A 21,352-nucleotide genomic window follows, 5' to 3' on the forward strand; every position below is an offset into this window, starting at 1 on the left:
GTCACGGGGTGCGCGGGACCTGGATGGCGGGTCGCAGGCGGGACATCAGCTCGGCCAGCTCGCTCACGGTCATGTCCGGCCCCTCCAGTTTCGCCCCGGACCACCGGTCGAAGAAAAGACACACCGCCCCCGGCTTGTAGATGTGGGTCTTCGCGTCGCTGAACTGGGACAGGTAGCAGGCCGCCGCGCCACCGAGCGGGGCGGTCGGCATCGCCACGATTCCCTCGGCGCAGGCATCGGCGGTCCTGGTGCCGGACCTACTCCTGACCGTCGTGAAAGCGGACTGCTGCAGTTCCTCGTCGAGTGAGGCGTCCGGGTCTGTGTGCTCTGGGTAGCGCCGCCACACCTGGACCTTTTTCTCACCGGGCGTCTGGTAGGCCGCGACGAGGATGAAGGACTCCTCGTCCGGGAGGGGGAAGGTACGGGGCATGTCCGCCGCGGTGAGCGGGAAATCGATGCGGGTCTCGGTACGGGCGGCGGTCGGCGACCAGGTGCCCTCGGGTGGTGACACGCACGGCTGGGATGCCTTCACCACGACCACGATCAAGTTCGCCACCAGGAAGAGCGGAATCACGACGCCGACCAGCGCGGCCAGCGGGATACGCCACCATGCCCCTTCGGTCGGCCACCATGTCTCTTTGCCGGGCTTGGCTTCGTCGGTCATGCTTCAAGCCCGAGTGTGTTGTACATGCCCTCAGGGTGGGTGCACTCTCTTGGAGACCACTTGTGCCAGGACGCACTCCCTGATCAGCAGGCGAGAACGGGACTGACCGTCGTGGAGGCAGCCGACCTAGTGCTCCGTTCCTCAACGGAGGTTGCGAACGCGCTGCGGGGAAGCCGAGATTGTCGGGCCTGCCTTCCTGATGCCAGGACCGGGGTGGATCTGTACTTCCGGTAGGGAACGTCGCACTGGATTCAGGCGCGGCGCCGTGGTGGTGGCGTTGATCCGGCGGGCTCGCGCGGAGATCCGCGACCACACCTTAGCCTGCGACCAGGTCCATACGGAGGAACTCGGTGATACGGAGCAGCCTCGGTGGGCGTGCCACCTCATCGGAGAGGGCCTGGAACGCCTCGTCTTCCCCGACGAGGCGTGGGGCGGCGAGTTCCACCTCCCTCCCGTCGACCCGGAGCCACGCACCATCGGCTGCCAGGACGTTCTGCACCCAGTCCGAGCGCGATCCATACACCAGAACGAACAGGTAGCCGCCGTCGACAGGATGCGCATCGAGCGGCGTGCGGTACGTCGCGCCAGAAATGCGACCGACGTGAATCAGCACCGGCCACGTCCCGCTCGCGATCGCGCGAGGATTGAATACCCGCTTGTTCACGTGCCCCCACCACCTCGGCATCGGCATCGGCATCTCCTTCCCTCGCTCCGGCGGGGCGCGTCGTGGGTCAGACGTTCGCCGGGCTCCCAGCTGATTCCCACCCGGGAGGACTTACGTTAGTAAGGCAACTTACGAGCGTAAGGCTGGCTTACAATTGTAAGGTTGTCAATCCCATCCGCACCCTGGAGCCGTCGTGTCCCCACCACCACCGCTACCGCCACGGCAACCGCTCAGCAGAGGTCTAGTGCTGGAAGCCGCGATCCGGGTCGCGGATCGCGGCGGCGTGGAGGCGATCACGATGCGACGGGTGGCGCAGGAACTGGGCGTGGAGGCGATGTCGCTCTACCACCACGTACCGAACAAGGACGCGATCCTCGACGGCGTGACCGACATGGTGTTCGCGGCGATCAAGCTACCCAGCGCCGAGTACGACGATTGGCGCGACGCGATCCGTGCGCGCGCCTCCTCCGCGCGTGCGGTCCTGTCGCAGCACAGCTGGGCTCTCGGCCTCATGGACTCCCGTCGCAACCCGGGGCCGGCGACGCTACGCCACCACGACGCCGTCCTCGGTGTCCTCCGCGAGGCGGGGTTCACGCTGCCGATGGCCGCGCACGCTGTCTCGCTCATCGACAGCTACATCAGCGGGTTCGTCCTCCAGGAGGCGAACCTGCCGATGACGACGCCGGACGATGTCGAGGAAGTGGCCGGCAGCATCCTCGAGCACCTGCCGGCGGACGAGTTGCCGTACCTCACAGAGATGATCGTCGACCACGCCCTGCGGCCGGGCTACGACCACACGAGCGAGTTCGGCTACGGCCTGGACCTGATTCTGGATGCGCTCGAAGCTCGCCGGAGGTAGAGCCCCCGACACCGCTACGTGAGACTCACCTTGCCCCTCCCCGGAAACGCTCGCAGCGGGGACCGGCGGCGTGTTCAGCGATATCTAGCGAGGAGCCCCGGGCGTTCGTGCCACGCAGGGCGTGCGCGCAGACACATCAAGGACTGAAAAGCAGAAGGTCAGGTTGCCGCGAGGCTCGACCGCACTCCCCTGCCTTCCGCAGCGACCGCTGAGACGAGATCGACTCGGCGGCCTCATAGACGAGTATCTGCAGGTCGCATGACATGACCGAGTTCTCGGCGCGCACAGCCGTCGCAACAAGTTGGGACGACGTGCACGTCAGCCGTCGTGCTGGCGGCCCGTAGTCAATGTCTTTGTATCGAAGCCTCTTGTGATCAAAAACGTGGCCAAGACCAAGCTTTGTAGGGCCAGTGGCGCATTTATGGCCAGGTAGAGTGGCGTGACGACATCAACCAGACGAAACAGCACCAAGAAGCTCGCCAACATAGCTAATCCGGCCCCGATGAGTCCCCACGCGGACAACCAGCGAGGGACAAATCTCGACCGATATAGAATACAGAAAAATAGGAGATCTCCGAGGGTCAGCGAGATGATCAAAGCGACATGATTAACCAAGTCGCGCGCCGTCCGCAGCAGCTCACCCAAGGCCTCCAGGTGGGATGTGTCTGAAGCGCCGGCTTGGGCGAACTCCTGACCCAGCACAAGAAACAAAGGCAAGAAAATCACGCCTATGAAATGGAACATCGCTGCGATCAGTCTAAATCCAAGGAAACCCAGACTGAGCGCTTCATTCTCCATCCTCAATGCCGGATACAGGAACAGCGCAAACCCGACATAGGCGGGGATCATGATGAACTGAGAAACTGCGCCGACGATGACCTGGCTCTCATGTGCAGAAATGAGATCGAGATAGTGTGGCTCCTCGAGGACGGGAACAACACTTAGCACGCCGGCGATCATGCCCACGATGACTAACACGCCCGCAATTGCGGTTGCCTGCCTGCTTGTATTCATAACACTTTTCCCATATGTCGGCGCGGGCCGGCCGCTCTTTCTTACACCTGTAAGGATGTTGCCGACTCTACCCTTACACGTGTAAGGCCACAAGGGTTCTGCTGCAGAAAGAGGTCCGGGTGCCCGGAACGTCGACACCCCGCCCACCGCTCAGCCGGCCTGAAGGCAGTTGGTCCGCGTCGAGTCCATCGCGTCGGGCGATGAGCAGCCCCAGTTCGTATCGGCTTACCGCATCGGCTCCAGCGACATGATGGATGCCGTGATGCCAAGCTCAAGCGGGCCTTGACCTCCCCTCCGGGCGGAGGGGTGCTTCCTTCATTCGTATGAGTGCCAAAATCATCTCTGGTGGGGAGTTTCTGGACAGCGAGCCTCCCTAGCGTGGCCGTTATGAATTGCGCATTGCTCAGACGGGGCGTGGCCTCTGCGGTGGCGGTCGGCCTTCTGCTCACCGGGCCCGCCGTACAGGCCATGTCAAAGCCCGTCACTGTGGCCCTGCCCCAGCCGACAGGTCCACGCGAGATCGGCACTGTCGCGCTGCACCTGCGTGACGGCTCCAGGGCCGACCCGTGGATCAAGGCACATGACCGGCGTGAGCTGATGATCAGCCTGTGGTACCCCACCCGTCGTCCGGACGGCCACCCCGCTGCGCCTTGGCTGCCGCCTCGCGCCGCCGAGGCCTTCTATCGCAACAGCGGCCTCTCGCCTGCGGCTGTCAGCCTGCCTTTGACCCATGGCCGCGAAGGGGCCCCTGTGGCGGGCCGAGGGCTGCCCGTCGTACTGTTCTCACCCGGCAACGGCGCCGACCGTTCCATGAACACCACCACGGTCGAAGAACTGGCCAGCTGGGGCTACCTGGTGGTCACGATCGATCATCCGGGCGATGCCGGCGAGGTGGAGTTCCCCAACGGCACGGTCACCGGCCGTGTCCTGAAGCCGGTCCCGGTGAGCCGGCTGGACGAGAAGGCCGAAGAGATCAAGGTGCGGGTGGCCGACACGCGATTCGTGCTGGACCGGCTCAAGGAGCTGAACAAGGGGCAGAACCCCGATGTTGAAGGCCGGAAGCTGCCGGAGGGGCTGCGTGGCGCGTTCGACCTGAGCAAGGTCGGCATGTTCGGCCATTCCGCGGGAGGAGCGACGGCCGCCGCGACGATGCTGGAGGATCGGCGGGTCAAGGCGGTTTTGAACCTGGACGGACCCGCCCTCGGCAAGGTGGCCGCCAAAGGATTGGCCAAGCCGTACATGCTCATGGAGGCCGAGATCTTCGACAAGCCCATCCGCGGGCAGAAGGCCTTCTGGTCCCGGCTGAAGGGCTGGCGGCTGCACGTGAAGACCAAGGGCGTCAAGCACAATTCCTATACCGACCTGCCGCTGCTGTACGAGCAGGCGGCGCCGGTGATCGGCCTGTCAAAGGAGCAGTTCCGAGCGGTAAACGGCACACTGTCGGCGGCGCGTTCCGTGGCCGTCACCCGCGCCTACACCATGGCCTTCTTCGATCTGCATCTACGGCGCAAAGGCGACCTGCTCGACAGGCGTTCCTCACGGTTTCCCGAGGTGCAGGTGATCGCCCGTTAGGGCTCACGCGACCAGATGAAGCCGCTCTCGTAGGCGTAAATGGTGGCATGCAGCCTGTCGCGGACCTGGAGCTTAGCCAAGATGGAGGCGACGTGCTCCTTGACGGTCGTGGCGCTGATGCCCAAGGCCGCGCCGATCTCGGCATTGGTCAGGCCGCGTGTGAGGTGCCACAGCACGTCATCTTCGCGCGGGGTCAACGTGTTCAGCGCGGGGGCGGGTGATGGCAGGTGTGGGACCAAGCGCTTGATCAGCCGGGAGGTGATCGCCGGGTCGAGGAACGACTGGCCCGCCGCGGTCAGCCTGACCACCTCGATCACCCGCCTCGGCTCGGCGTCCTTGAGCAGGAAACCACAGGCGCCCGCGCGTAGCGCGGTGTGGACATATTCCTCCAGCCCGAACGTGGTCAGCATCACCACGCGGACCGCCGGCAGCCGGCGGGTGATCGTGGCGGCGGCCGACAAGCCATTGGTGCCGGGCATCCGGATGTCCATCAGCACGACGTCCGGAACCTCGGTGATGGCCTGCGCGGTCGCCGCCGCCCCATCGGCGGCCTGGCCCACCACCTCGATGTCGGGTTCGACCGACAACATCGCGGCGATCCCGGCCCGGACCATCGCCTGGTCATCGGCCACCAGCACCCGGATCACACGCCCACCTCGGGCAGTCAGATCCGCACCCACCTGCCACGGCGGGCCATGCCGCCGCCGGCCGCGTCGGCCACGGCCCGCAGCCGTCGTCTGGCCCCCGCATCCGCCATGCCCGAGAGCATAACCCCAGTGGGAAGGCAGCTCACCACGAGCATCCCATCGTGACCAAGAAGCTCGCGGGCGACCCAGAACGCTGTCGCCTCCACAGCTCCCTGCAGTTGGCGCGGCTCGCCGAGAAAGCGCACGACCGCTTCGTGGCGGGCCGCCAGTGCGGTGATCCCGGCCAGGCACGGGGGCGGGGCATTTTCGCCCACCGGGCTACGTAGCTCATCGAGCAGGTCCCGCAGGGCGTTCAGCCCTGCGCGCGCCTCGACCATCACGGTCTCCAGGTCCACGGCGGCCACCACCGCCTGCGCGCGCAGCAACGCCGTCGAACGCAGCCTGGTGGCGACCCTGGCCCGCTCCGCTCGTGCCGCTTCCTCGCTCAACCGGTGATGGCGCACGACGGCGGCGGCATGACGACCGGCCCGCCTGGTCGTGATTGCCACGCCTGCCGCCCACACCCCCGCCATCGGCATCAACAGGCAGACGCTCAGCACCGCCCAGACGCCCACGCGGTTACCGGTGATCTCCGGGCTCCAGGCCAGCGCCGCCCCGGTCGTCACCGCCACCGCCGCCGGTGCCGGCCAGCTTCGCAGCCGCCTCGCCGCGCCAATGCCATACATCATGATCAACTCCACCCAGCCGCTCCACAAGAAGCCCCCGCCTGACGGCACCGGCCAGCCCGCCCATCGCGCCGCCACCAGGAGCGGATATATGGACAAGGCCAGGAGCACGGCCACGACCGGCCGGTGTGTGTGGAAACGCAGTGCCAGGGCGTGCACGACGAGCAGGGGCAGGAGTGGAACCAGCGTTTGCGCGGACAGCGGAGGACCTGCCCCAGGTATCAGCAGCCCGCCCACCGGAATCCCAGCGGCCAACCCCACCAGTGCCCACGCGTGCAGTTTGCCGCCCGGCCTCTCGGTGGCGGCCTGATTGATGGTCAGAGGGAGTTCCGCACGCACCGACCAGCCTCGTGCCGACCGGCCGGCCGACAGTGAGCCGCCCGCCGTCGCCAAGTCGGCCCGCAGCACCGAAAGGCCGCTCCCGCATCCCCCGGCGAACGGCTCGCCCGTCTCCGCACGTCCCCAGTCGTCGATCGTGACCACTAGCCGGTCGCTCCGCCGTGCCAGGCCCACCTCGACGCGCGCTCCGTGAGCGTAGCGCCGACAATTGGTCAGTGCCTCGCGCACCACGCGGAAGGCCAGCGCGGCGATGAGCGGCGGCGCGGACTCCACGCTCCTGCGATAGACCGGTGGCCGCCCCGGCCATCCCGCGACCAGCGCGTCGACCTCTGCCAGGTCGGTTCGCGCCGCCTGCTGATCGAGGGCGGTCAGCCGGGTGAGCTCGGCCACGGCCAACCTCCCCTCTGTCGCCGCGTGCGCGCTCGCTTCGGCCTTCAGCCGGGGATCGGCGACGTGCAGCGCGGACGAAGCGCCGATCATGATGCCGGTCAGCCGATGCGCCGCGGTGTCATGGAGGTCGGCGGCGAGCCTGTGCCGTTCGGAGGCCGCTGCCAGGCCGGGCACTGCCCACTCTCCCGAGCGGTAGGCCGCCAGCGCCCGGCGTCGCGCCCCGCGCAGCCGGGCCGTCCTGCCCAGGGCCCAGCTCGTCGCGCCCAGCCCCACGGCCAGTAGCGCCGTGCCGACGATCTCCAGCGGAGTCCGGCCGAGGACGGCGACGACACCCGTGGCCGCGACGATCGCGGCCGCGGCACTCCACGCCGTCACGCTCGCCGTGCACCGGTAGGCCACGTACGACAGGAGAACGACGGCTGCGAGCAAGCCGATCCACCACATAGCCACCCTCGCAGCTCATATGAAGACTCGTCCCACGCGGGCACAGCTGGTGTGACCGGCGGGTGAGGCCGCTGTCAGGAGCCCGAAGGCAGTGGCCTCAGCGACGATGGTTCGCACGTGTTCATCGTCACCGGTGACGGCCTCGTCAGATGATCGGCCAAAGGTACACCGGCCATCATCCGCCCGGCGGGTCGCGCACTCCTCCTTGGGAGAATCCGCTCCCTGCGGCCCGGTTGCACGATCTACGCCACGTCCATGCGACGACGCTGCTCCTTGCGGGCGTCGCCGTGCATGTCCGGGGTTGAGGAACAGCGGGACAGTCATTGGCGGTAAACCGCTGCGTCGCAGGTCGCGGAAGACTGTGCAGGGCGTCGGGGCGGTGTCTTCCGGAGCCGCGCCCTCACTTCAGCGGGCTCTGACCGCCTGACCCTTTCGCATTCGACCAGCCCACCGCCACAACGAGAAACAAGATCTTTCTCACCGCCAACGACTGTCCCGCTGTTCCTCGACCCCGACCCCGCGAGGGGCGAACTCCTCTGAGGAGGAGTCCGGGATGTTCGAGTCGATGCTAGAGAGTTTCGTGCTGCTGCAGACCGGCGGACGGGACTGGAAGTCCTATCCGTGGCCCCCGGGAACAGGGGTAGGACTGCTGACGCGTCTGCTCAGGGTGTCTGCTCCCCTTCCGTCCTGGAGCCTGGTCTACGGCAGAAACGGGCCGCGCTGTTGATCACTGGTCGTTAGACTCGCGGGGTTCGTGCTGGTTGGTGGCGGTTTCCGGGGATCTGGGTGGCGTCGATTGATCGGACGGCGTACCCGAGGTTCGCGCGGGCGGTTTCGGCGCGGGAGCTCGCGGAGATGTTCACCCCGTCTGCCGTTGAGGTGGAGTGGGCGCGCGGTAGGACGAAGGATGATCAGCATCTGCTGGCGCTGCTGGTGTGGTTGAAGGCCCAACGCCACGCCCGGGCGGTGTTCGTCCCCGAGCGGATCGAGTTGGAACGCGAAGGGGCCGACGGGACGCCGGGCACGGTGGTCCTGTCGGTCGACGTGGACGCCTTCGCCTCGGCGCTGTGGCGGAAGATCCTCAAGGACCCGGCCCGGCCACAATCGCAAGCGGTGAGGTGATCAGCTACCGTACTCTCGGCGAACTGTTGCGAGGTGCCTTGCGGTCGCGAGGAGAATCGGGAAGCCGGTGTGATTCCGGCACGGGCCCGCCGCGGTGACCGGGAAGCCGCCGTCCACGTGCGAAGCACAGCCACTGGCTCGTAAGGGCTGGGAAGGCGGGCGGTCAGGTGTTGATCCGGGAGTCCGAAGACCGGCCTCGCGCCCATCGCCCCGCCAGGGGCACGACGCAGCGGGAGCCTGCCCATGAACAGCCAGCTTTACGATGTCATTCACCGCCGCCGCGACGTGCGAGGCCAGTTCACCGGCGGACCCGTGCCGGACGAGGTGCTGCACCGCGTGCTGTCGGCGGCTCACGCCGCCCCCAGCGTCGGGCTGTCCCAGCCGTGGGACTTCGTCGTGGTGCGCGACGCCGAGATCCGCGGCGCCTTCCACGACCACGTCCAGCACGAGCGGGCGACCTTCGCCGCCACCCTCGATGGCGAGGCCGCCCGGCGGTTCGCCCAGATCAAGATCGACGGGGTGCGCGAGTCGACGCTGTCCGTCGTGGTCACCTATGACCAGGACAGGGGCGGTCCCGCGGTGCTCGGCCGCCACGCCATCGCCGACGCCGGCCTGTACTCGGTGTGCCTGGCCATCCAGAACCTGTGGCTGGCCGCGACCGCCGAACGGCTCGGCATCGGCTGGGTGTCGTTCTACCGTGAGCCTTTTGTGCGGGACCTGCTCGGTATCCCCGTTCAGATCCGTCCGGTCGCGTGGCTGTGTCTCGGTCCCGTCACCCACCTCGAAGAGGCCCCTGATCTGGAACGGCACGGATGGCGGCGACGGCGCCCGCTGGCCGCCGCCATCCATCACGACCAATGGGGGACGAGCGGCCTCGGCCACCGCTAACTCACCCAACCTGACGCCACCATCGCCTCGAGCGCCCGACTGCTGGGCGCAGCCGCGCCACCATCAAGGACAAGTACGCCCACGTCGTCGTGGTCTCTCACGAGATGAAGGCCAGCCCGGGCGGGACCACCGGCGGATGGGAAGCTGCGGCGTGCGACCCCACCCGCATCCCCCTGGAAATTGACGGGCTGGTCTGGGACGCCGCCGACGTTGGGGACGGCCTGCGCTGCCGACGGCCCGGCTGCCTCGCCTTCTTCACCCAGGCTGACCGGGCCAAGGCCGCCGAGAACGGCTGAACCTACGCCTACGTGCGGGTCTCCTCCCGCGACCAGAACCCCCAGCTCCAGATCGACGCCATCGCCGAATCCGGGTACGACCGCCTGTTCACCGAGAAGCTGTCGGGCAAACGCGGAACCAACAGGCCCGAATGGGAACGGCTCCTGACCACCGCCAAGGCCGGCGACACCGTCAAGTTCTGGAAGTCCGACCGGTGGGGACGCTCCGCCGCCCACGTCCTCACCACCGTCAACACCCTCCGTGAACGCGGCGTCAAGGTCATCAGCCTCACCGAGAACTTCGACCTCGACACCAAAGAAGGCCGGTTCATGTTCACCGCCCTGGCCGCCGCGGCCGAGTTCGAACTCGAACTCCGCGCCGAACGCCAAGTCGAGGGCATCGAAGCCGCCAAACGCCGCGAAGCCGACGGCAACATGCTGCCCGGCAAGAAGAAGATGGGCCGCCCCACCGTCATCGGCCCCGCCGAACTGGCCACCCTGCGCCGCCTGGTCGACGACGGCGTCTCCGTCACCGAAGCCGCCCGCACCCTCAAGATCGGCCGTTCCACCGCCTACGAGGCACTCTCAGGCAGCTGACAAGCAGTTACCTCACCCCCGCGGCCCGTTTCTGCCGTATTCCGGTGGCACCCCTCCAACGCGTCGTCCGCCAGCACCATCGCCCCGGGGAGCATCGCCCCGTCCAAAGGACCACCCAGCAAGGTCACCTCTCGCATGGCCCCGACCCTGACTCGCGGGCCCCGGCCCTGTCCCCGACTCTGAGGGATCGTGGCAAGGCCGTGACGATCGCCCGTCGAGGCCGGGGCCGTAGATGGTCGGGGCGATCGGCGCCCGAGGACCTTCGGCCCCCGGCCATCGAATCTCGTTCACGGCTCCTCGGTCCGAGATTGTGGCCTCATGACGTCACGACGCCATGAGGCCATTACGTCATGGCGTCGAGAGTTCGTCCAATAGCGCCTCGCGGATTCTGAGGGGTTGACCATCAGCGAGGGGGCGGAGGGCGAGCAGGTCACCTTCGACGACGTGGTGCCGATGGGGTTGTTCCCGTCCTCGAAGTACGACGACGGGCAGATGGAGGTCGAGCTGCTGACCGCAGGCTTCGCCTGGTTCCAACTGCTGATGACGGGCAGCTACCTCGGGGCCGCCAGCGCACTGGTCGAGCGGGTGCTGCTCAACGACCAGGTGCCCGAGTCCGAGCGGGTCCGACTGCTGGTGCAGGTCGAGGGCGCGATGTTGGCTGCGGAGCGCGTCGCCCTCCGGCTCGACGCCGGCGACCTGGAACCGCAACCGCGTCGCCGTCACGTCCTGGCTCGCCTGGTGCCAGGCCAAGAAGCACTGGGCCGCCCCCTCGGTCCCGGCCGACGCCGAACGCCGCAAGGAAACCGCCGACGAGACCCGCGCGGTGGCCAAGACGACGATCCACCGGCTGCTGTCGCGCCGTGACCTCCCGCTGCGGGAGCGGGCGCTGTGGCGGATGCTGTACGAGACCGCCGCTCGGGCCGCCGAGATCCTGGCGCTGAACGTCGAGGACCTCGACCTGGAGCACCGCCGCGCCCCCGTCCGGTCCAAGGGCGGCGCCGCCGAGTGGGTGTACTGGGACAGCGGCACCGCCCACCTGCTGCCCCGCCTGCTCCGCCTCCCCGACGGCAGCGTGCGCTCCCGCGGCCCGCTGTTCCTGTCCGAACGCCGCCCCGTCCCCGCCCGCCGCCCGGCCGCCGCCGACATCTGCCCGCACACCGGCCGCGCCCGCCTCGGCTACGACCGCGCCCGCGTCCTGCTCGACAAACACGCCGGGCTCGACCTGCACCAACTGCGCCACAGCGCCGCCACCCACCTCGGCGATTGCAGCTCATCATGGGCAAGACCCGGCACAAGAACCCCCGCACGGCCATGTGCTACGTCAAACCCGGTCCTGAGGCCATCGCCAAGGTCACCGAGGTCCTGGCACCCCGCCGCCGTACCCACTGATCAGCAACTTCTCCGAGGGGGGAGGGGCACTGCCCCTTTCTCTCGTACTTGGTCTGGCCCCCTGGAACGGCCTCCCACTTGGGTTCGGTGACCTCGACTCCGCCGCATACGGGCGGTCGCTCCTAGCCGAGGCTCCAATTGATTCACAAGGATTTACAAGTCGTTTCCTAACGCTGCTTTCTAGAGTAATCGTCGGCGTCCGCGTTCCGGGGGCCGGTGGAACGGGCTGGAGACCGGTGCACGTCGCAAAAGGACACGCCCGGTTTCAGAACGGTCCACGTATTCCGCAACCATCAGGAAGGAACATGGTGAAAGAGGCTCCCAGCACAGAAATCAATGACATCAGCCCTGTCGGCACCGAGCTGGATGAAAGTGCCCTGCTCAAGATCAGCGGCGGCCAGATTCCTGACCGTTTCGTGACGCATGAGGACCCGCCGGGCATCTGCAGCAGCGACGCCACCGTTTGATGGTCGATGGTGCGGGGCGCCCCGCATTCCTCGCACGTGTCACACGTCGACGCTCTGAACTGGAGTGATACACGTGCGATGAAGCTCGATGGCCGGGGGCCGACGAAGGAGGTCACCGGGCGCCGATCGCCCCGGCCGTGGTCGACGAGCACCACGACGAGCGATCGTCACGGCATGGCTCGATCGGTCCTCGGGGTGGGCGGCCCCGGTGAGCGGGACCGAGCGCGCTTGGCGGCGGCGGCCGGGACCGGCCTCCAGGCCGCATGCCCGGCCGCCTGGCCGCCGGAGCGCGCGGCGGGCCGCGCGGACGCCACCGTGGTGGCCCGCCCCACCGGCCGGGCCGTGTGCCTGGCCCTGGCCGACGCATTGCGCCGCCACGGGATCCCTGATGAACTGCTGACCGACAACGGCAAGCAGTTCACCGCCCGCTTCGGCCGAGGCGGAGAGGTGCTGTTCGACCGGATCTGCCGCGAGAACGGCATCACCCACCGGCTGACCCGCCCGTACTCGCCCACCACCACCGGCAAGGTCGAGCGCTTCCACCAGACCCTGCGGCGCGAACTGCTCGATGAGCACGGCCCGTTCGACAGCGTCGAGCACGCCCAGCAGGTCCTGGACGCCTTCGTCGCCGACTACAACACCCACCGCCCCCACCAGGGGTTGGACATGGCCCGTCCCGCCGACCGCTTTCGGCCCCGCTGCGATGAGAGGCTGCTGCTGCGCCTGCCGGCGCCCCTCCACGCCGCAGGAGCGCTTTCCGCCTTGAGACGGAACCTGAGCCCGAATCTCCCCCTGAGCCGGTGATGACGCCACTGCCGCTCAAGGCAGCAGGACCGGTGATACCAGGAAACGAGATCGATCCGGTGGATCTGGCCGTTGAGTTCACCCGTATCGTGCCCGCCTCGGGCAACCTGACCGTCTGCGGGCAGCAGTTCTGGCTCGGCACCCACCGCGCGGGCCTGACAGTCACACTGCGAGCCGATGCCGGCACCGTCGAGCTGCTGGCCGCCGGGGTCAGGATCAAGAAAGTGCCCTCCCGGCTCACCCCGCAGCACCTGCGGCAGCTGATCGCCGATGCCGGCACCCGCATCCAGCCCACCACCACACCGGCCCACCCCGGTGCCGGTGCGGCGGTCGAGGTGGAGCGGACCGTCAACGCCTCCGGCCTGGTCTCCCTCGGCGGCCGGCAATACCCGATCGGCTCCCCGTTCGCCGGACGCCGACTGACCGTCCGCCTGGAGGGCGCCGTACTGCACCTGAGCGACGGGCGCACGCTGCTGCGCACCCTGCCCAATCCACTCACCTGCGAGGCCACGGCCCGCCTGCGCGATGCCCGCCCCGCCGGCCCCGCACCCCAACCGGCCACCGAACCCGTCCAGGTGCAGCGGCGGGTCAGCAGCCGCGGCTGGATCGCCGTCGCCGGACAGCGCATCGGCGTCGGCATCGGCCACGCCGCAGCGACCGTGACCGTCGAAGCAGCCGACGCCACCTTCCGCATCACCCGCGCCGGCCAGGTCATCGCCGAGGTCGCCCGCACCACCACCAAGCCCATCGCCCGGTTCAAAGTCCGCAAACCTCAGCGCTAGCAGGGGCCCCGCTCGGGTCGGTGTCACCAGGGGCAAAGTAGAGCGTTCGCGCAGGTCGTGGATGTCTCAGAACCGTCTCTCAGAACGTTCCGGTTGTGAGAGGAGTTCTGCGAGCGGTGACCTGGGCGAACGCCTCGTCGAACAAGGGAAACCCTGACCTCGCACAATCGGTCATTTCTGCGAATCGCGCACTTTGCGATCCAAGGGATGGGCCGGGCATGAAACATGAAGGTTGCTAAGACAGGTGGTGACCTTGGAGGCTCTCCTTAACGACGCGTACGACCTTCCAGGAGTGCCCTGTGATCATCGAGGATCTGTCCGAGCCGGAACTCGCCCTCTGGGAGGCGTTTCCCACAGCGCGTCCTGTGGATCTTCCCGGCACCCCCGTTCGGGCCGCGATCATCGCAAGGATGTTGCTCGGCGCCCGGGAACGCCTTGAAGGGCAGACGCCCGGCATGCACCTGTCCGGCGCCCGGATCACGGGCCGATTGGACCTGTCGTACGCCGAGGTACAACACCCTCTGATCTTGACCAAGTGCGAGTTCGAGGAAACGCCGGTCTTCACCGGAGCCCGCACCGGCCTGGTGGACCTCGCGGCCTCCCGGGCACCCGGACTGCAGGCCGTAGACGCTGTGATCGGCGGGGCACTGCGCCTGGAAGGCTGCGAGATGGCCGGCCCGATCCAGCTCGCCGGGGCCCACGTGTCCGGGACACTGAATCTCAGCGGCGCAGCGATCCACGCACTTCAGGCCGTCCATGCCGACGGCCTGATTGTCGACCGTGATCTTCTGTGCGCGAACGCCGTCATCGACGGTGAGTTACGCGTTGTTGGCGCCAGGATCGGCGGGACGATGACCCTCGATGGCGCACGGGTCGGGCGGTCAGGCGGCTTCAGCCTCACCGCCGAGGGGGTCGTCATCGACGGCGGGTTGTCGTGTGCCCGCGGTTTCCGCTCCTGGGGGGAGCTGAGCGTGCAGGACGCCCGGATAGGGCGCCGGTGCGTCTTCAGCGGAGCCCAGCTGTCCAACCCGGACGGCATCGCCCTGAACGCGGAGAGACTCAGTGTCGAGGGCGGGCTGCGCATCGATGACGGCTTCTCGACCGAAGGTGAAGTCCTTCTGCGCGGAGCCCGCGTGGCCGGTTCGCTCCGTTTCGCGCAGGCGAGCCTCGCCAATCCGGGAAGACGCGCGCTGAACGCGCCGCTGATGGAGATCGGCAGCGGACTGCGGCTCACACCAGGTTTTGTGGCGAACGGAGAGGTCTTTCTGGACTCCACCCAGGTCCGCGGATCGGTCAACCTCGACGGCGGGACGTTGTCCAACCCGGGTGCGACGGCGCTTTCCCTGCGTCGGCTGGGGGTCACCGGCAGGCTCAGCTGCAGCGAAGGCTTCCGTGCCGACGGGGAGATCGTGCTCATCAACGCCCGAATCGATGGCAGCTTGGAGTTTCACGGTGCCGCCCTCAGTAATCCCGGCGGGCGGGTTCTGTCCCTGTGGGAGGTGATCGCGGGCGGGGGCATCGACTGCTGCGAAGGCTTCGCGGCCACGGGAGACGTCTCGATCAGGAACTCCCGGATCGCCGCCACACTGTGCCTTGCGGAGACCACCATCGACGGTGACCTTCACCTTCGTGGTGTAGAAGCGGCTTCGCTGAAGATCGGGCCCCAGACGGAACTGCTGCGGGCCGTCGACCTTCGCCACAGTCGGGTCGGCGTACTCGATGACGCTCCCAGCCGGTGGCCTGCTCACGTCCTGATGAACGGCTTCACCTATGACAGCCTGGAGGCTCCCCTGCCTGTCCAGGAGCGACTTGACTGGCTGGCCAGGGAGGACTACCAACCTCAACCCTATGAGCAATTGGCCGCCGTCTACCGCCGGCAGGGCCACGATGAGGCTGCTCGGGACGTGCTGCTGGCCAAACAGCGTCGCCGCCGCTCGGGGCGGCGGCTCGGGGCACGGCTGTGGGGATATATGCAGGACTGGACCGTCGGGTACGGCTACCGACCCTTCCGCGCTGCGCTCTGGCTCGCAGCCCTTCTCCTTATCGGCACGGTCGTTTTCACCGCCCACCAGCCACCGGCCTTCAAGCCAGGCGAGGCTCCCCCCTTCAACGCCTTCCTCTACACCCTGGACCTGCTCCTCCCGATCATCAGCTTCGGACAGGAGAGCGCCTTCGGCCCGCGCGGCGCACAACAGTGGCTCGCCGCGGCGATGATCACTGCAGGGTGGATCCTCGCAACGACCATCCTGGCAGGCCTCACTCGCGCACTCTCCCGCCAATAACGCGACCAGAAGCGGCCACCTTGACGCCCTCTCAGCAGCCACTGACAGGGTGATCTACCTAGGAGCTGGGGGCCACGGTCAGCAGAGCACCCCCGTCTCTGTCGTCACCCAGAGTTACTTTGCCCCGGGTGACGCGGACCCGAGTGGGAGGCCTAGCAGAAAGATCACAGCGGCAGGTAGAACTGCGTGCATGGATCCGGTGAAACTGCAGCAGGCTCTGGACGACGTCTTCGACCAGGCCCTGCTCCGCCACGGCTTCACGAACTACATGCGCGACTACCAACTCGTGATCCACGCGACCACTGATCCGCGAAGCGGGATCGCGCCGGCGACGCTGCGCTACCTGTTCCGCCACTGCGTGCAGGCCACCTGCACCACAACCGTGCCCGCCGACACCTGGCGCAAGTCCCTCGATGACCGGCTCATCACCTACGAAACCGGCGTCGACCTCGACGGATACGTCTGGGGCGTCAACTGGCAGGATCTCTACCCCGGGGCCACGCTCATCGCCGACTCACCGGCCGCCCGACACTGGGCCGCAGCGGTCGGCATCGACTTCCACGAGGTCCGGATCCAGACCAACGCCCATGACCTGAGTCTGGTCTTCTCCGACCTGCAGGTCGAAGAACTTCCGTCCCAGTGGCAGGGACCGGACCACAAGTTTCCGATTCAATAGGCGTCGGAGAGCAACAGATCATCTAGCCGGAGTGTCACCTACCTCCTGAGCCGGATCTGTCGCAGAGGTCTTGGGGCCTGACAGGGGCGGTGTCTTCCGGAGCCGCGCCCTCACTTCAGCGGGCTCTGACCGCCTGACCCTTTCGCATTCGACCAGCTCACCGCCACAACGAGAAACAAGATCTTTCTCACCGCCAACGACTGTCCCGCTGTTCCTCGACCCCGGTGCTCGCCGGGGGTGGCCACCCGCTCCCACAGCTGGCCGCGCCAGCCGCACTCGCACATCGAGCGCCAGCCGATCGCCGTCCGTCCGTCGACCGTCTCCGGCTCGCCCTCGCGCTGCAGTGGGCCGGGGCCGGCGGCGAACTGGCGCGCCCACGCGCCGCCGCCTCCGGAGCCGACTGAGAACCGGTCGCGATCGAATTCGGCGGCGTCCCATCCCTCGTGGATCCCGTCCTCGTTCGTCCAGGCCATCAGCGCCTCCTTGTGTCAGGGTTCCCTGACACGTGCAAGCGGTTCGGGGATTTCCCCAACTCACGGGAAGGGGGCTTCCCGAAAGTTACCGATCGGTAAGGCCGGGTTTTCCGGGGCGCGCATCGAGGTCTGGGCGGTAATGCCGGACCCGCCCGGCGCGGCCGCGCTGCGAAGCCGTTCGCCGTCGGCGAGCTGCTCGGCCCGGGCAGGCAGAAGGCGACGCAGAGGCCTCCAAGTCAGTCTCAAGTCTGATCTTCTACACCTACGGGTGTGACTACGCCCCCGCCGCGGCAGCGCCGATCACTGTCTCGCCGCACCCTGCTCCTGGGCGGGCTCGGCGCCCTGGCAGCGGTCGGCGTACCGACCACGGCCGCCTGCACCCCCGCCCCCACACCGAGCGCCGCCAACCTCGCGCCGAGCGCCACCCTCACCGGCCACACCAGCTGGGTCTACTCGGTGGCGTTCAGCCCGGACGGCAAAACCCTCGCCACCGCCAGCGCCGACAAGAGCGTGAAGTTGTGGGACGTGGCCAGCCACAACACCATCGCCACCCTCACCGGCCACACCGGCCACACCGGCCACACCGACAATGTCTCCTCGGTGGCCTTCAGCCCGGACGGCACAACCCTCGCCACCGGCAGCCTCGACGACACGGTGCGGTTGTGGGACGTGGCCGGCCGCAAAACCGTTGCCACCCTCACCGGCCACACCGGCGATGTCTGGTCGGTGGCGTTCAGCCCGGACGGCGAAACCCTCGCCACCGGCAGCCTCGACGGCACGGTGCGGTTGTGGGACGTGGTCGGCCGCAAAACCGTTGCCACCCTCACCGGCCACACCGGCGATGTCTCCTCGGTGGCGTTCAGCCCGGACGGCGAAACCCTCGCCACCAGCAGCGTCGACATCGGCAGCTTCAACGGCACGGTGCGGTTGTGGGACGTGGCCGGCCGCAACACCGTTGCCACCCTCACCGGCCACACCGGCGATGTCTGGTCGGTGGCGTTCAGCCCGGACGGCAAAACCCTCGCCACCGGCAGCCGCGACGACACGGTGCGGTTGTGGGACGTGGCCAGCCGCAAAACCGTCGCCACCCTCGACCACACCCATTGGGTCTTCTCGGTGGCCTTCAGCCCGGACGGCGAAACCCTCGCCACCGGCAGCCTCGACGACACGGTGCGGTTGTGGGACGTGGCCGGCCGCAACACCGTTGCCACCCTCACCGGCCACACCGACAGGGTCTACTCGGTGGCCTTCAGCCCGGACGGCGAAACCCTCGCCACCGGCAGCCTCGACGAAACAGTTCGGTTGTGGGACGTGGCCGGCCGCAACACCGTTGCCACCCTCACCGGCCACACCGACGATGTCCGCTCGGTGGCCTTCAGCCCGGACGGCGAAACCCTCGCCACCGGCAGCTTCGACGACAGCGCGAAGTTGTGGCCGACCCGCTGACCCAGTAGATCATCACCGCTCCAGCCCTACCGCCAAAATCCGGCCCAATCCTCCCCGGAGGCTTAAATGTGAGTTCTCGCACCTAACTTCGTTAATGGGGATTCCCGCAAGTTACCGACCGGTACGGCGAGGTTTTCGGGGGTCCCGGTAGCACGGACGAAATTTCGGGCGGCGGGTCGGGCAGGTCGTCCAGGCGATGCGGCAGGACCGCGCCGTGGTGGCGGGCGCCCTCGGGGTGGGCGGTCAATCCTGTGCGTAGTCTTTCGCCGCTCTCAGCTGACGTGGGCCGGTCGGTCGGGTGGGTCGGCGGCGAGGTGGTCGTGGAGGTCGGCGTGCCGGAACTGGTAGAGCGGGCCGACCGCGCGCAGCAGCCCCAGCCGGTGCGCGTCATCCAGGAACGGCATCAGCGTGCGGGGCAGCCGGCCCGCCCGGGCCAGCCGGTAGGTGGCGACCAGGTACGCCAGCCACGCATGGTGATCCCCGACCGCGAACCCGACCGCGAACCCGACCGCAAGCACGACCGCGAACGCGAAATCGAACGCGAAACGGAGCCCGACCAAAACCGCGAGCACGAACGCGAGCATGAACACGGCAATCCGCACGAGATTCACAGCGCGGTCAGCCCGCCAACTGGACATCGGTACCGCCGCCTGCTGTGCCTCGGCTGGAGCTTCAGCCCACCGCATGAACCCCAGCGCGAGACTGAACACAAGCCCGAACGCAGGCCCGAACGCAGGCCCGAACGCGAGCATTTCCGTGAACCCCTGCGCGAAAACGCTCGCGAGATCGAACGCGAGATCGAACGTGGGCTCGACCACGATCCCGTCCGCGAGCCCGATCGTGAGCCCGAACACGAGCCCAAACAGAAAACCGAACACGAACCCGGCCGCGAGTCGGCGGGCGAGCAGAGATCCTCGGCCCTGCAGGCGGAGATTGGCGAATCCCGGTTCCTGCAATGACCATGGCCTCGACGCGATCCCGGCCGTGAGCCCGATTGCGATCCCGGCCGTGAGCCCGGCCGTGAGCCCGACCCCCAACCCGATCTCTAACCCGATCTCTAACCCGTCCGCGATCCCGAATGCGATCCCGTCCGCGATCCCGATCGTGAGCCCGATTGCGATCCCGGCCGTGAGCCCGACTGCGATCCCGGCCGTGAGCCCGATTGCGATCCCGACCGCGAGTCGGCGGGCGAGCAGAGATCCTCGGCCCTGCGGGCGGAGATTGGCGAACCCCTGTTCCTGCCACGACCATGGCCTCGACGCGATCCCGAATGCGATCCCGGCCGCGACCCCGATCGCGAGTCCGCCGGCGAGCCCGAAGGTGATCGTGGCCGCGATCTCGGCCCTGAGCCCCGCCGTAATCCCGAATGCGATCGCGAACGTGAGCCCCAATGCGAGCCCGACCACGATCCCGATCAAGGGCATGGTTTTGGTGGTGAAGGTGCGGGTGGTGTGGGCCAGGCGCCACCAGGCGAAGTCGCGGGTGGGTGTGCCGCCGTCTGGGGGGTGGGTCATGGTGCGGGCCAGGTAGGCCAGCCATCGCCGGGCCTGGCCGGGATCATGACTGACGCGGGGCCGGAAGGGGTCGGCGGCATCGCCGCTGGGCCGGCGCGTGGTGATGAGGGCGGGGATGAGCTGGTCGAACAGGTGGCCGCGCAGTTCCTTGGAGCTGGGGAAACGGTCGGGATCCAGCAGCGGCGCGGGGTCGGTGTGGGCGTCGATGTAGACGACGCGCAGTAGCCACAGGCCCAAGGCGGTCGCTGCGACCGTAGCCAGCACTGCCCCTCGATCCCGTGGGGTTCGGGTCGTGGCGGGCACCGCGCGCAGCGCGGCCAGGACCTCCTCCCACTCGGCCGGCGGCTGCGGCGGCAGGCACCGCTTCAGGTAGGCCGCAGCCGTCTTCGGGGTCACCGGCCGGGGCTGGATGACCATGGCCGAGGTGAGCACGTCTCCCGCGCCGTCGACGGCCTGACCGAACTCGGTGGTCCGGCTGGTCACGATCAGCTGGTCGGTATCGGCCAGGGACTGGTTCAGCGCGGTGATGACGGCTTGCTGGGCGGGTGGCGGGAGTTCGTCCAGGCCGTCCAGTACCGGCAGGATGTGCCCGCGTGCGGCCAGCACCTCGGCCATCGCGGGGGGCAGGTCGGGGGCGCGCAGCGCGGGGTAGTCCTGGATGAGCCGGGCGGCCAGCCATTGATGCAGGAGGGGGAAGGCGGTGGTGTCCCAGCCGGCCACCGGTATCAGCACCGGCACCGGTTCGCCGGGGTGGGCGTCGCGGGTGGCCAGTAATTCGCGTACCAGCTGGACGGCCAGGGTGGTCTTGCCGGTACCGGGGCCGCCGAGGATGACCAGGCGGCGGCGGCGCATGCTCCGGAACTTGCCGGTCAGGGTGGCGATGTCGTCGCTGGAGGCGGTCAGCCGCCGTAGTCCCGGGGTGAGGTTGGCCGGCTGATCCATCACCCGGACGGTAGGGGTCAGGTGCCAGCGCACCGGGATCGGGTCGGGGTCATCCAGCGACCGCAGCATGGCCTCGGTCGTCCACTGCTGTTCCACCAGCCCGGCCAGCACGTCCTTAGCGTGGGTCACGTGTGCGGAGGTCACCGCCGGTCGGGCGGCCGAGCGCCGCCACCACAGCCATAACGGCACCAGCAGTGTCGGGACCACCAGCACGACGCCGACCAGCTGGGCCAGGTTGGCCGCGGTCTGCAGCCCGTCGGCGCCGCGCAGCGCCCATCCGATCAGCGCCAGCGCCCCGGCCACGCCCGCCAGCCCGGCCCACCAGCCCAGCGCGTACCGCCACGAACCGCCCCGCTTCGCCATGACCGCAATCGTCG

20 protein-coding genes, 1 pseudogene and 1 riboswitch are annotated in these 21,352 nt (G+C 68.2%); of the genes and pseudogenes, 14 read left to right on the forward strand and 7 right to left on the reverse strand.

The window, feature by feature from the left end; genetic code table 11:
* Position 1: 1 nt before the first annotated feature.
* A complete protein-coding gene (locus ACWD3H_RS24510) occupies positions 2 to 664 on the reverse strand; it encodes a hypothetical protein (RefSeq protein ID WP_451956610.1) in 663 nt (220 codons plus the stop codon).
* A 316-nt stretch (positions 665 to 980) separates the two neighbouring features.
* Positions 981 to 1,328, reverse strand: coding sequence for a nitroreductase family deazaflavin-dependent oxidoreductase (locus ACWD3H_RS24515; RefSeq protein WP_355550400.1), 348 nt, complete (start codon positions 1,326 to 1,328; stop codon positions 981 to 983).
* Between the two features lie 244 nt (positions 1,329 to 1,572).
* Between ACWD3H_RS24515 and ACWD3H_RS24520 the strand changes: the two genes are divergently transcribed.
* Positions 1,573 to 2,187: a TetR/AcrR family transcriptional regulator gene (locus ACWD3H_RS24520; RefSeq protein WP_451956611.1), complete on the forward strand. Its 615-nt coding sequence runs from the start codon at positions 1,573 to 1,575 to the stop codon at positions 2,185 to 2,187.
* A gap of 318 nt (positions 2,188 to 2,505) precedes the next feature.
* Here ACWD3H_RS24520 and ACWD3H_RS24525 read toward each other — a convergent pair whose 3' ends face one another.
* Complete coding sequence (locus ACWD3H_RS24525; protein WP_451956612.1) at positions 2,506 to 3,165, reverse strand: DUF4386 domain-containing protein; 660 nt, start codon at positions 3,163 to 3,165, stop codon at positions 2,506 to 2,508.
* Positions 3,166 to 3,669: 504 nt separating this feature from the next.
* Here ACWD3H_RS24525 and ACWD3H_RS24530 point away from each other — a divergent pair.
* Positions 3,670 to 4,773: an alpha/beta hydrolase family protein gene (locus ACWD3H_RS24530; protein ID WP_451956665.1), complete on the forward strand. Its 1,104-nt coding sequence runs from the start codon at positions 3,670 to 3,672 to the stop codon at positions 4,771 to 4,773.
* On the opposite strand, the gene ACWD3H_RS24535 is transcribed toward ACWD3H_RS24530, so the two are convergent.
* Both ACWD3H_RS24535 and ACWD3H_RS24540 read right to left on the reverse strand, forming a co-directional pair.
* The gene (locus ACWD3H_RS24535; RefSeq protein ID WP_451956613.1) at positions 4,770 to 5,420 is read right to left on the reverse strand and encodes a response regulator; all 651 of its coding nucleotides are present in this window, start codon (positions 5,418 to 5,420) and stop codon (positions 4,770 to 4,772) included. The two genes, ACWD3H_RS24530 and ACWD3H_RS24535, sit on opposite strands and share 4 nt — an antisense overlap.
* A 17-nt stretch (positions 5,421 to 5,437) precedes the next feature.
* On the reverse strand, positions 5,438 to 7,303 hold the full coding sequence (locus ACWD3H_RS24540) for a sensor histidine kinase (RefSeq protein WP_451956614.1): 1,866 nt from the start codon (positions 7,301 to 7,303) through the stop codon (positions 5,438 to 5,440).
* A gap of 801 nt (positions 7,304 to 8,104) precedes the next feature.
* On the opposite strand from ACWD3H_RS24540, the gene ACWD3H_RS24545 reads away from it, so the two are divergent.
* The 11 genes and pseudogenes from ACWD3H_RS24545 (at position 8,105) to ACWD3H_RS24595 (ending at position 16,600) form a co-directional block, all read left to right on the forward strand.
* Complete coding sequence (locus ACWD3H_RS24545; protein WP_451956615.1) at positions 8,105 to 8,440, forward strand: DUF4158 domain-containing protein; 336 nt, start codon at positions 8,105 to 8,107, stop codon at positions 8,438 to 8,440.
* Between the two features lie 14 nt (positions 8,441 to 8,454).
* Positions 8,455 to 8,653, forward strand: a riboswitch (cobalamin riboswitch).
* 30 nt (positions 8,654 to 8,683) lie between these two features.
* The gene (gene bluB / locus ACWD3H_RS24550; RefSeq protein ID WP_355550412.1) at positions 8,684 to 9,328 is read left to right on the forward strand and encodes a 5,6-dimethylbenzimidazole synthase; all 645 of its coding nucleotides are present in this window, start codon (positions 8,684 to 8,686) and stop codon (positions 9,326 to 9,328) included.
* Positions 9,329 to 9,432: 104 nt separating this feature from the next.
* Positions 9,433 to 9,624 carry a hypothetical protein gene (locus ACWD3H_RS24555; RefSeq protein WP_451956616.1) on the forward strand — a complete coding sequence of 64 codons (192 nt, stop codon included), beginning with the start codon at positions 9,433 to 9,435 and terminating at the stop codon, positions 9,622 to 9,624.
* 12 nt (positions 9,625 to 9,636) lie between these two features.
* The gene (locus ACWD3H_RS24560) at positions 9,637 to 10,200 is read left to right on the forward strand and encodes a recombinase family protein (RefSeq protein WP_451956617.1); all 564 of its coding nucleotides are present in this window, start codon (positions 9,637 to 9,639) and stop codon (positions 10,198 to 10,200) included.
* 396 nt (positions 10,201 to 10,596) lie between these two features.
* Positions 10,597 to 11,064, forward strand: a complete 468-nt coding sequence (locus ACWD3H_RS24565) for a hypothetical protein (RefSeq protein ID WP_451956618.1) — start codon at positions 10,597 to 10,599, stop codon at positions 11,062 to 11,064.
* Positions 11,024 to 11,680: a tyrosine-type recombinase/integrase gene (locus ACWD3H_RS24570; RefSeq protein WP_451956619.1), complete on the forward strand. Its 657-nt coding sequence runs from the start codon at positions 11,024 to 11,026 to the stop codon at positions 11,678 to 11,680. The genes ACWD3H_RS24565 and ACWD3H_RS24570 overlap by 41 nt, the downstream gene beginning before the upstream one ends.
* A 214-nt stretch (positions 11,681 to 11,894) precedes the next feature.
* Positions 11,895 to 12,056 carry a hypothetical protein gene (locus ACWD3H_RS24575; protein ID WP_451956620.1) on the forward strand — a complete coding sequence of 54 codons (162 nt, stop codon included), beginning with the start codon at positions 11,895 to 11,897 and terminating at the stop codon, positions 12,054 to 12,056.
* Between the two features lie 309 nt (positions 12,057 to 12,365).
* A pseudogene (locus ACWD3H_RS24580) lies at positions 12,366 to 12,752 on the forward strand (integrase core domain-containing protein); the annotation flags it as partial.
* A 167-nt stretch (positions 12,753 to 12,919) separates the two neighbouring features.
* Positions 12,920 to 13,642: a hypothetical protein gene (locus ACWD3H_RS24585; protein WP_451956621.1), complete on the forward strand. Its 723-nt coding sequence runs from the start codon at positions 12,920 to 12,922 to the stop codon at positions 13,640 to 13,642.
* 410 nt (positions 13,643 to 14,052) lie between these two features.
* Entirely contained in the window at positions 14,053 to 15,924 is a 1,872-nt protein-coding gene (locus ACWD3H_RS24590) for a hypothetical protein (protein WP_451956622.1), read from the forward strand.
* A 190-nt stretch (positions 15,925 to 16,114) separates the two neighbouring features.
* Positions 16,115 to 16,600: a YxiG-like protein gene (locus tag ACWD3H_RS24595; protein ID WP_350958904.1), complete on the forward strand. Its 486-nt coding sequence runs from the start codon at positions 16,115 to 16,117 to the stop codon at positions 16,598 to 16,600.
* Positions 16,601 to 16,710: 110 nt separating this feature from the next.
* On the opposite strand, the gene ACWD3H_RS24600 is transcribed toward ACWD3H_RS24595, so the two are convergent.
* Positions 16,711 to 17,073 carry a hypothetical protein gene (locus ACWD3H_RS24600; RefSeq protein ID WP_451956623.1) on the reverse strand — a complete coding sequence of 121 codons (363 nt, stop codon included), beginning with the start codon at positions 17,071 to 17,073 and terminating at the stop codon, positions 16,711 to 16,713.
* A 270-nt stretch (positions 17,074 to 17,343) separates the two neighbouring features.
* Here ACWD3H_RS24600 and ACWD3H_RS24605 point away from each other — a divergent pair, with 270 nt between their 5' ends.
* A complete protein-coding gene (locus tag ACWD3H_RS24605; RefSeq protein WP_451956624.1) occupies positions 17,344 to 18,519 on the forward strand; it encodes a WD40 repeat domain-containing protein in 1,176 nt (391 codons plus the stop codon).
* A gap of 272 nt (positions 18,520 to 18,791) precedes the next feature.
* Here the strand turns inward: ACWD3H_RS24605 and ACWD3H_RS24610 are convergent, their stop codons facing one another.
* Positions 18,792 to 21,338, reverse strand: coding sequence for an NACHT domain-containing protein (locus ACWD3H_RS24610; RefSeq protein ID WP_451956625.1), 2,547 nt, complete (start codon positions 21,336 to 21,338; stop codon positions 18,792 to 18,794).
* Positions 21,339 to 21,352: the final 14 nt, after the last annotated feature.

The sequence above is a fragment of the Streptosporangium sp. NPDC002607 genome, from assembly GCF_053592655.1.

Coding starts and splice junctions, on each gene's coding strand:
- ACWD3H_RS24555 (WP_451956616.1), top strand. CDS start 9,433: ATGAAGGCCAGCCCGGGCGGGACCACCGGCGGATGGGAAGCTGCGGCG.
- ACWD3H_RS24600 (WP_451956623.1), bottom strand. CDS start 17,073: ATGGCCTGGACGAACGAGGACGGGATCCACGAGGGATGGGACGCCGCC.
- ACWD3H_RS24590 (WP_451956622.1), top strand. CDS start 14,053: ATGTTGCTCGGCGCCCGGGAACGCCTTGAAGGGCAGACGCCCGGCATG.
- ACWD3H_RS24530 (WP_451956665.1), top strand. CDS start 3,670: ATGTCAAAGCCCGTCACTGTGGCCCTGCCCCAGCCGACAGGTCCACGC.
- ACWD3H_RS24510 (WP_451956610.1), bottom strand. CDS start 664: ATGACCGACGAAGCCAAGCCCGGCAAAGAGACATGGTGGCCGACCGAA.
- bluB (WP_355550412.1), top strand. CDS start 8,684: ATGAACAGCCAGCTTTACGATGTCATTCACCGCCGCCGCGACGTGCGA.
- ACWD3H_RS24595 (WP_350958904.1), top strand. CDS start 16,115: ATGGATCCGGTGAAACTGCAGCAGGCTCTGGACGACGTCTTCGACCAG.
- ACWD3H_RS24575 (WP_451956620.1), top strand. CDS start 11,895: ATGGTGAAAGAGGCTCCCAGCACAGAAATCAATGACATCAGCCCTGTC.
- ACWD3H_RS24610 (WP_451956625.1), bottom strand. CDS start 21,338: ATGGCGAAGCGGGGCGGTTCGTGGCGGTACGCGCTGGGCTGGTGGGCC.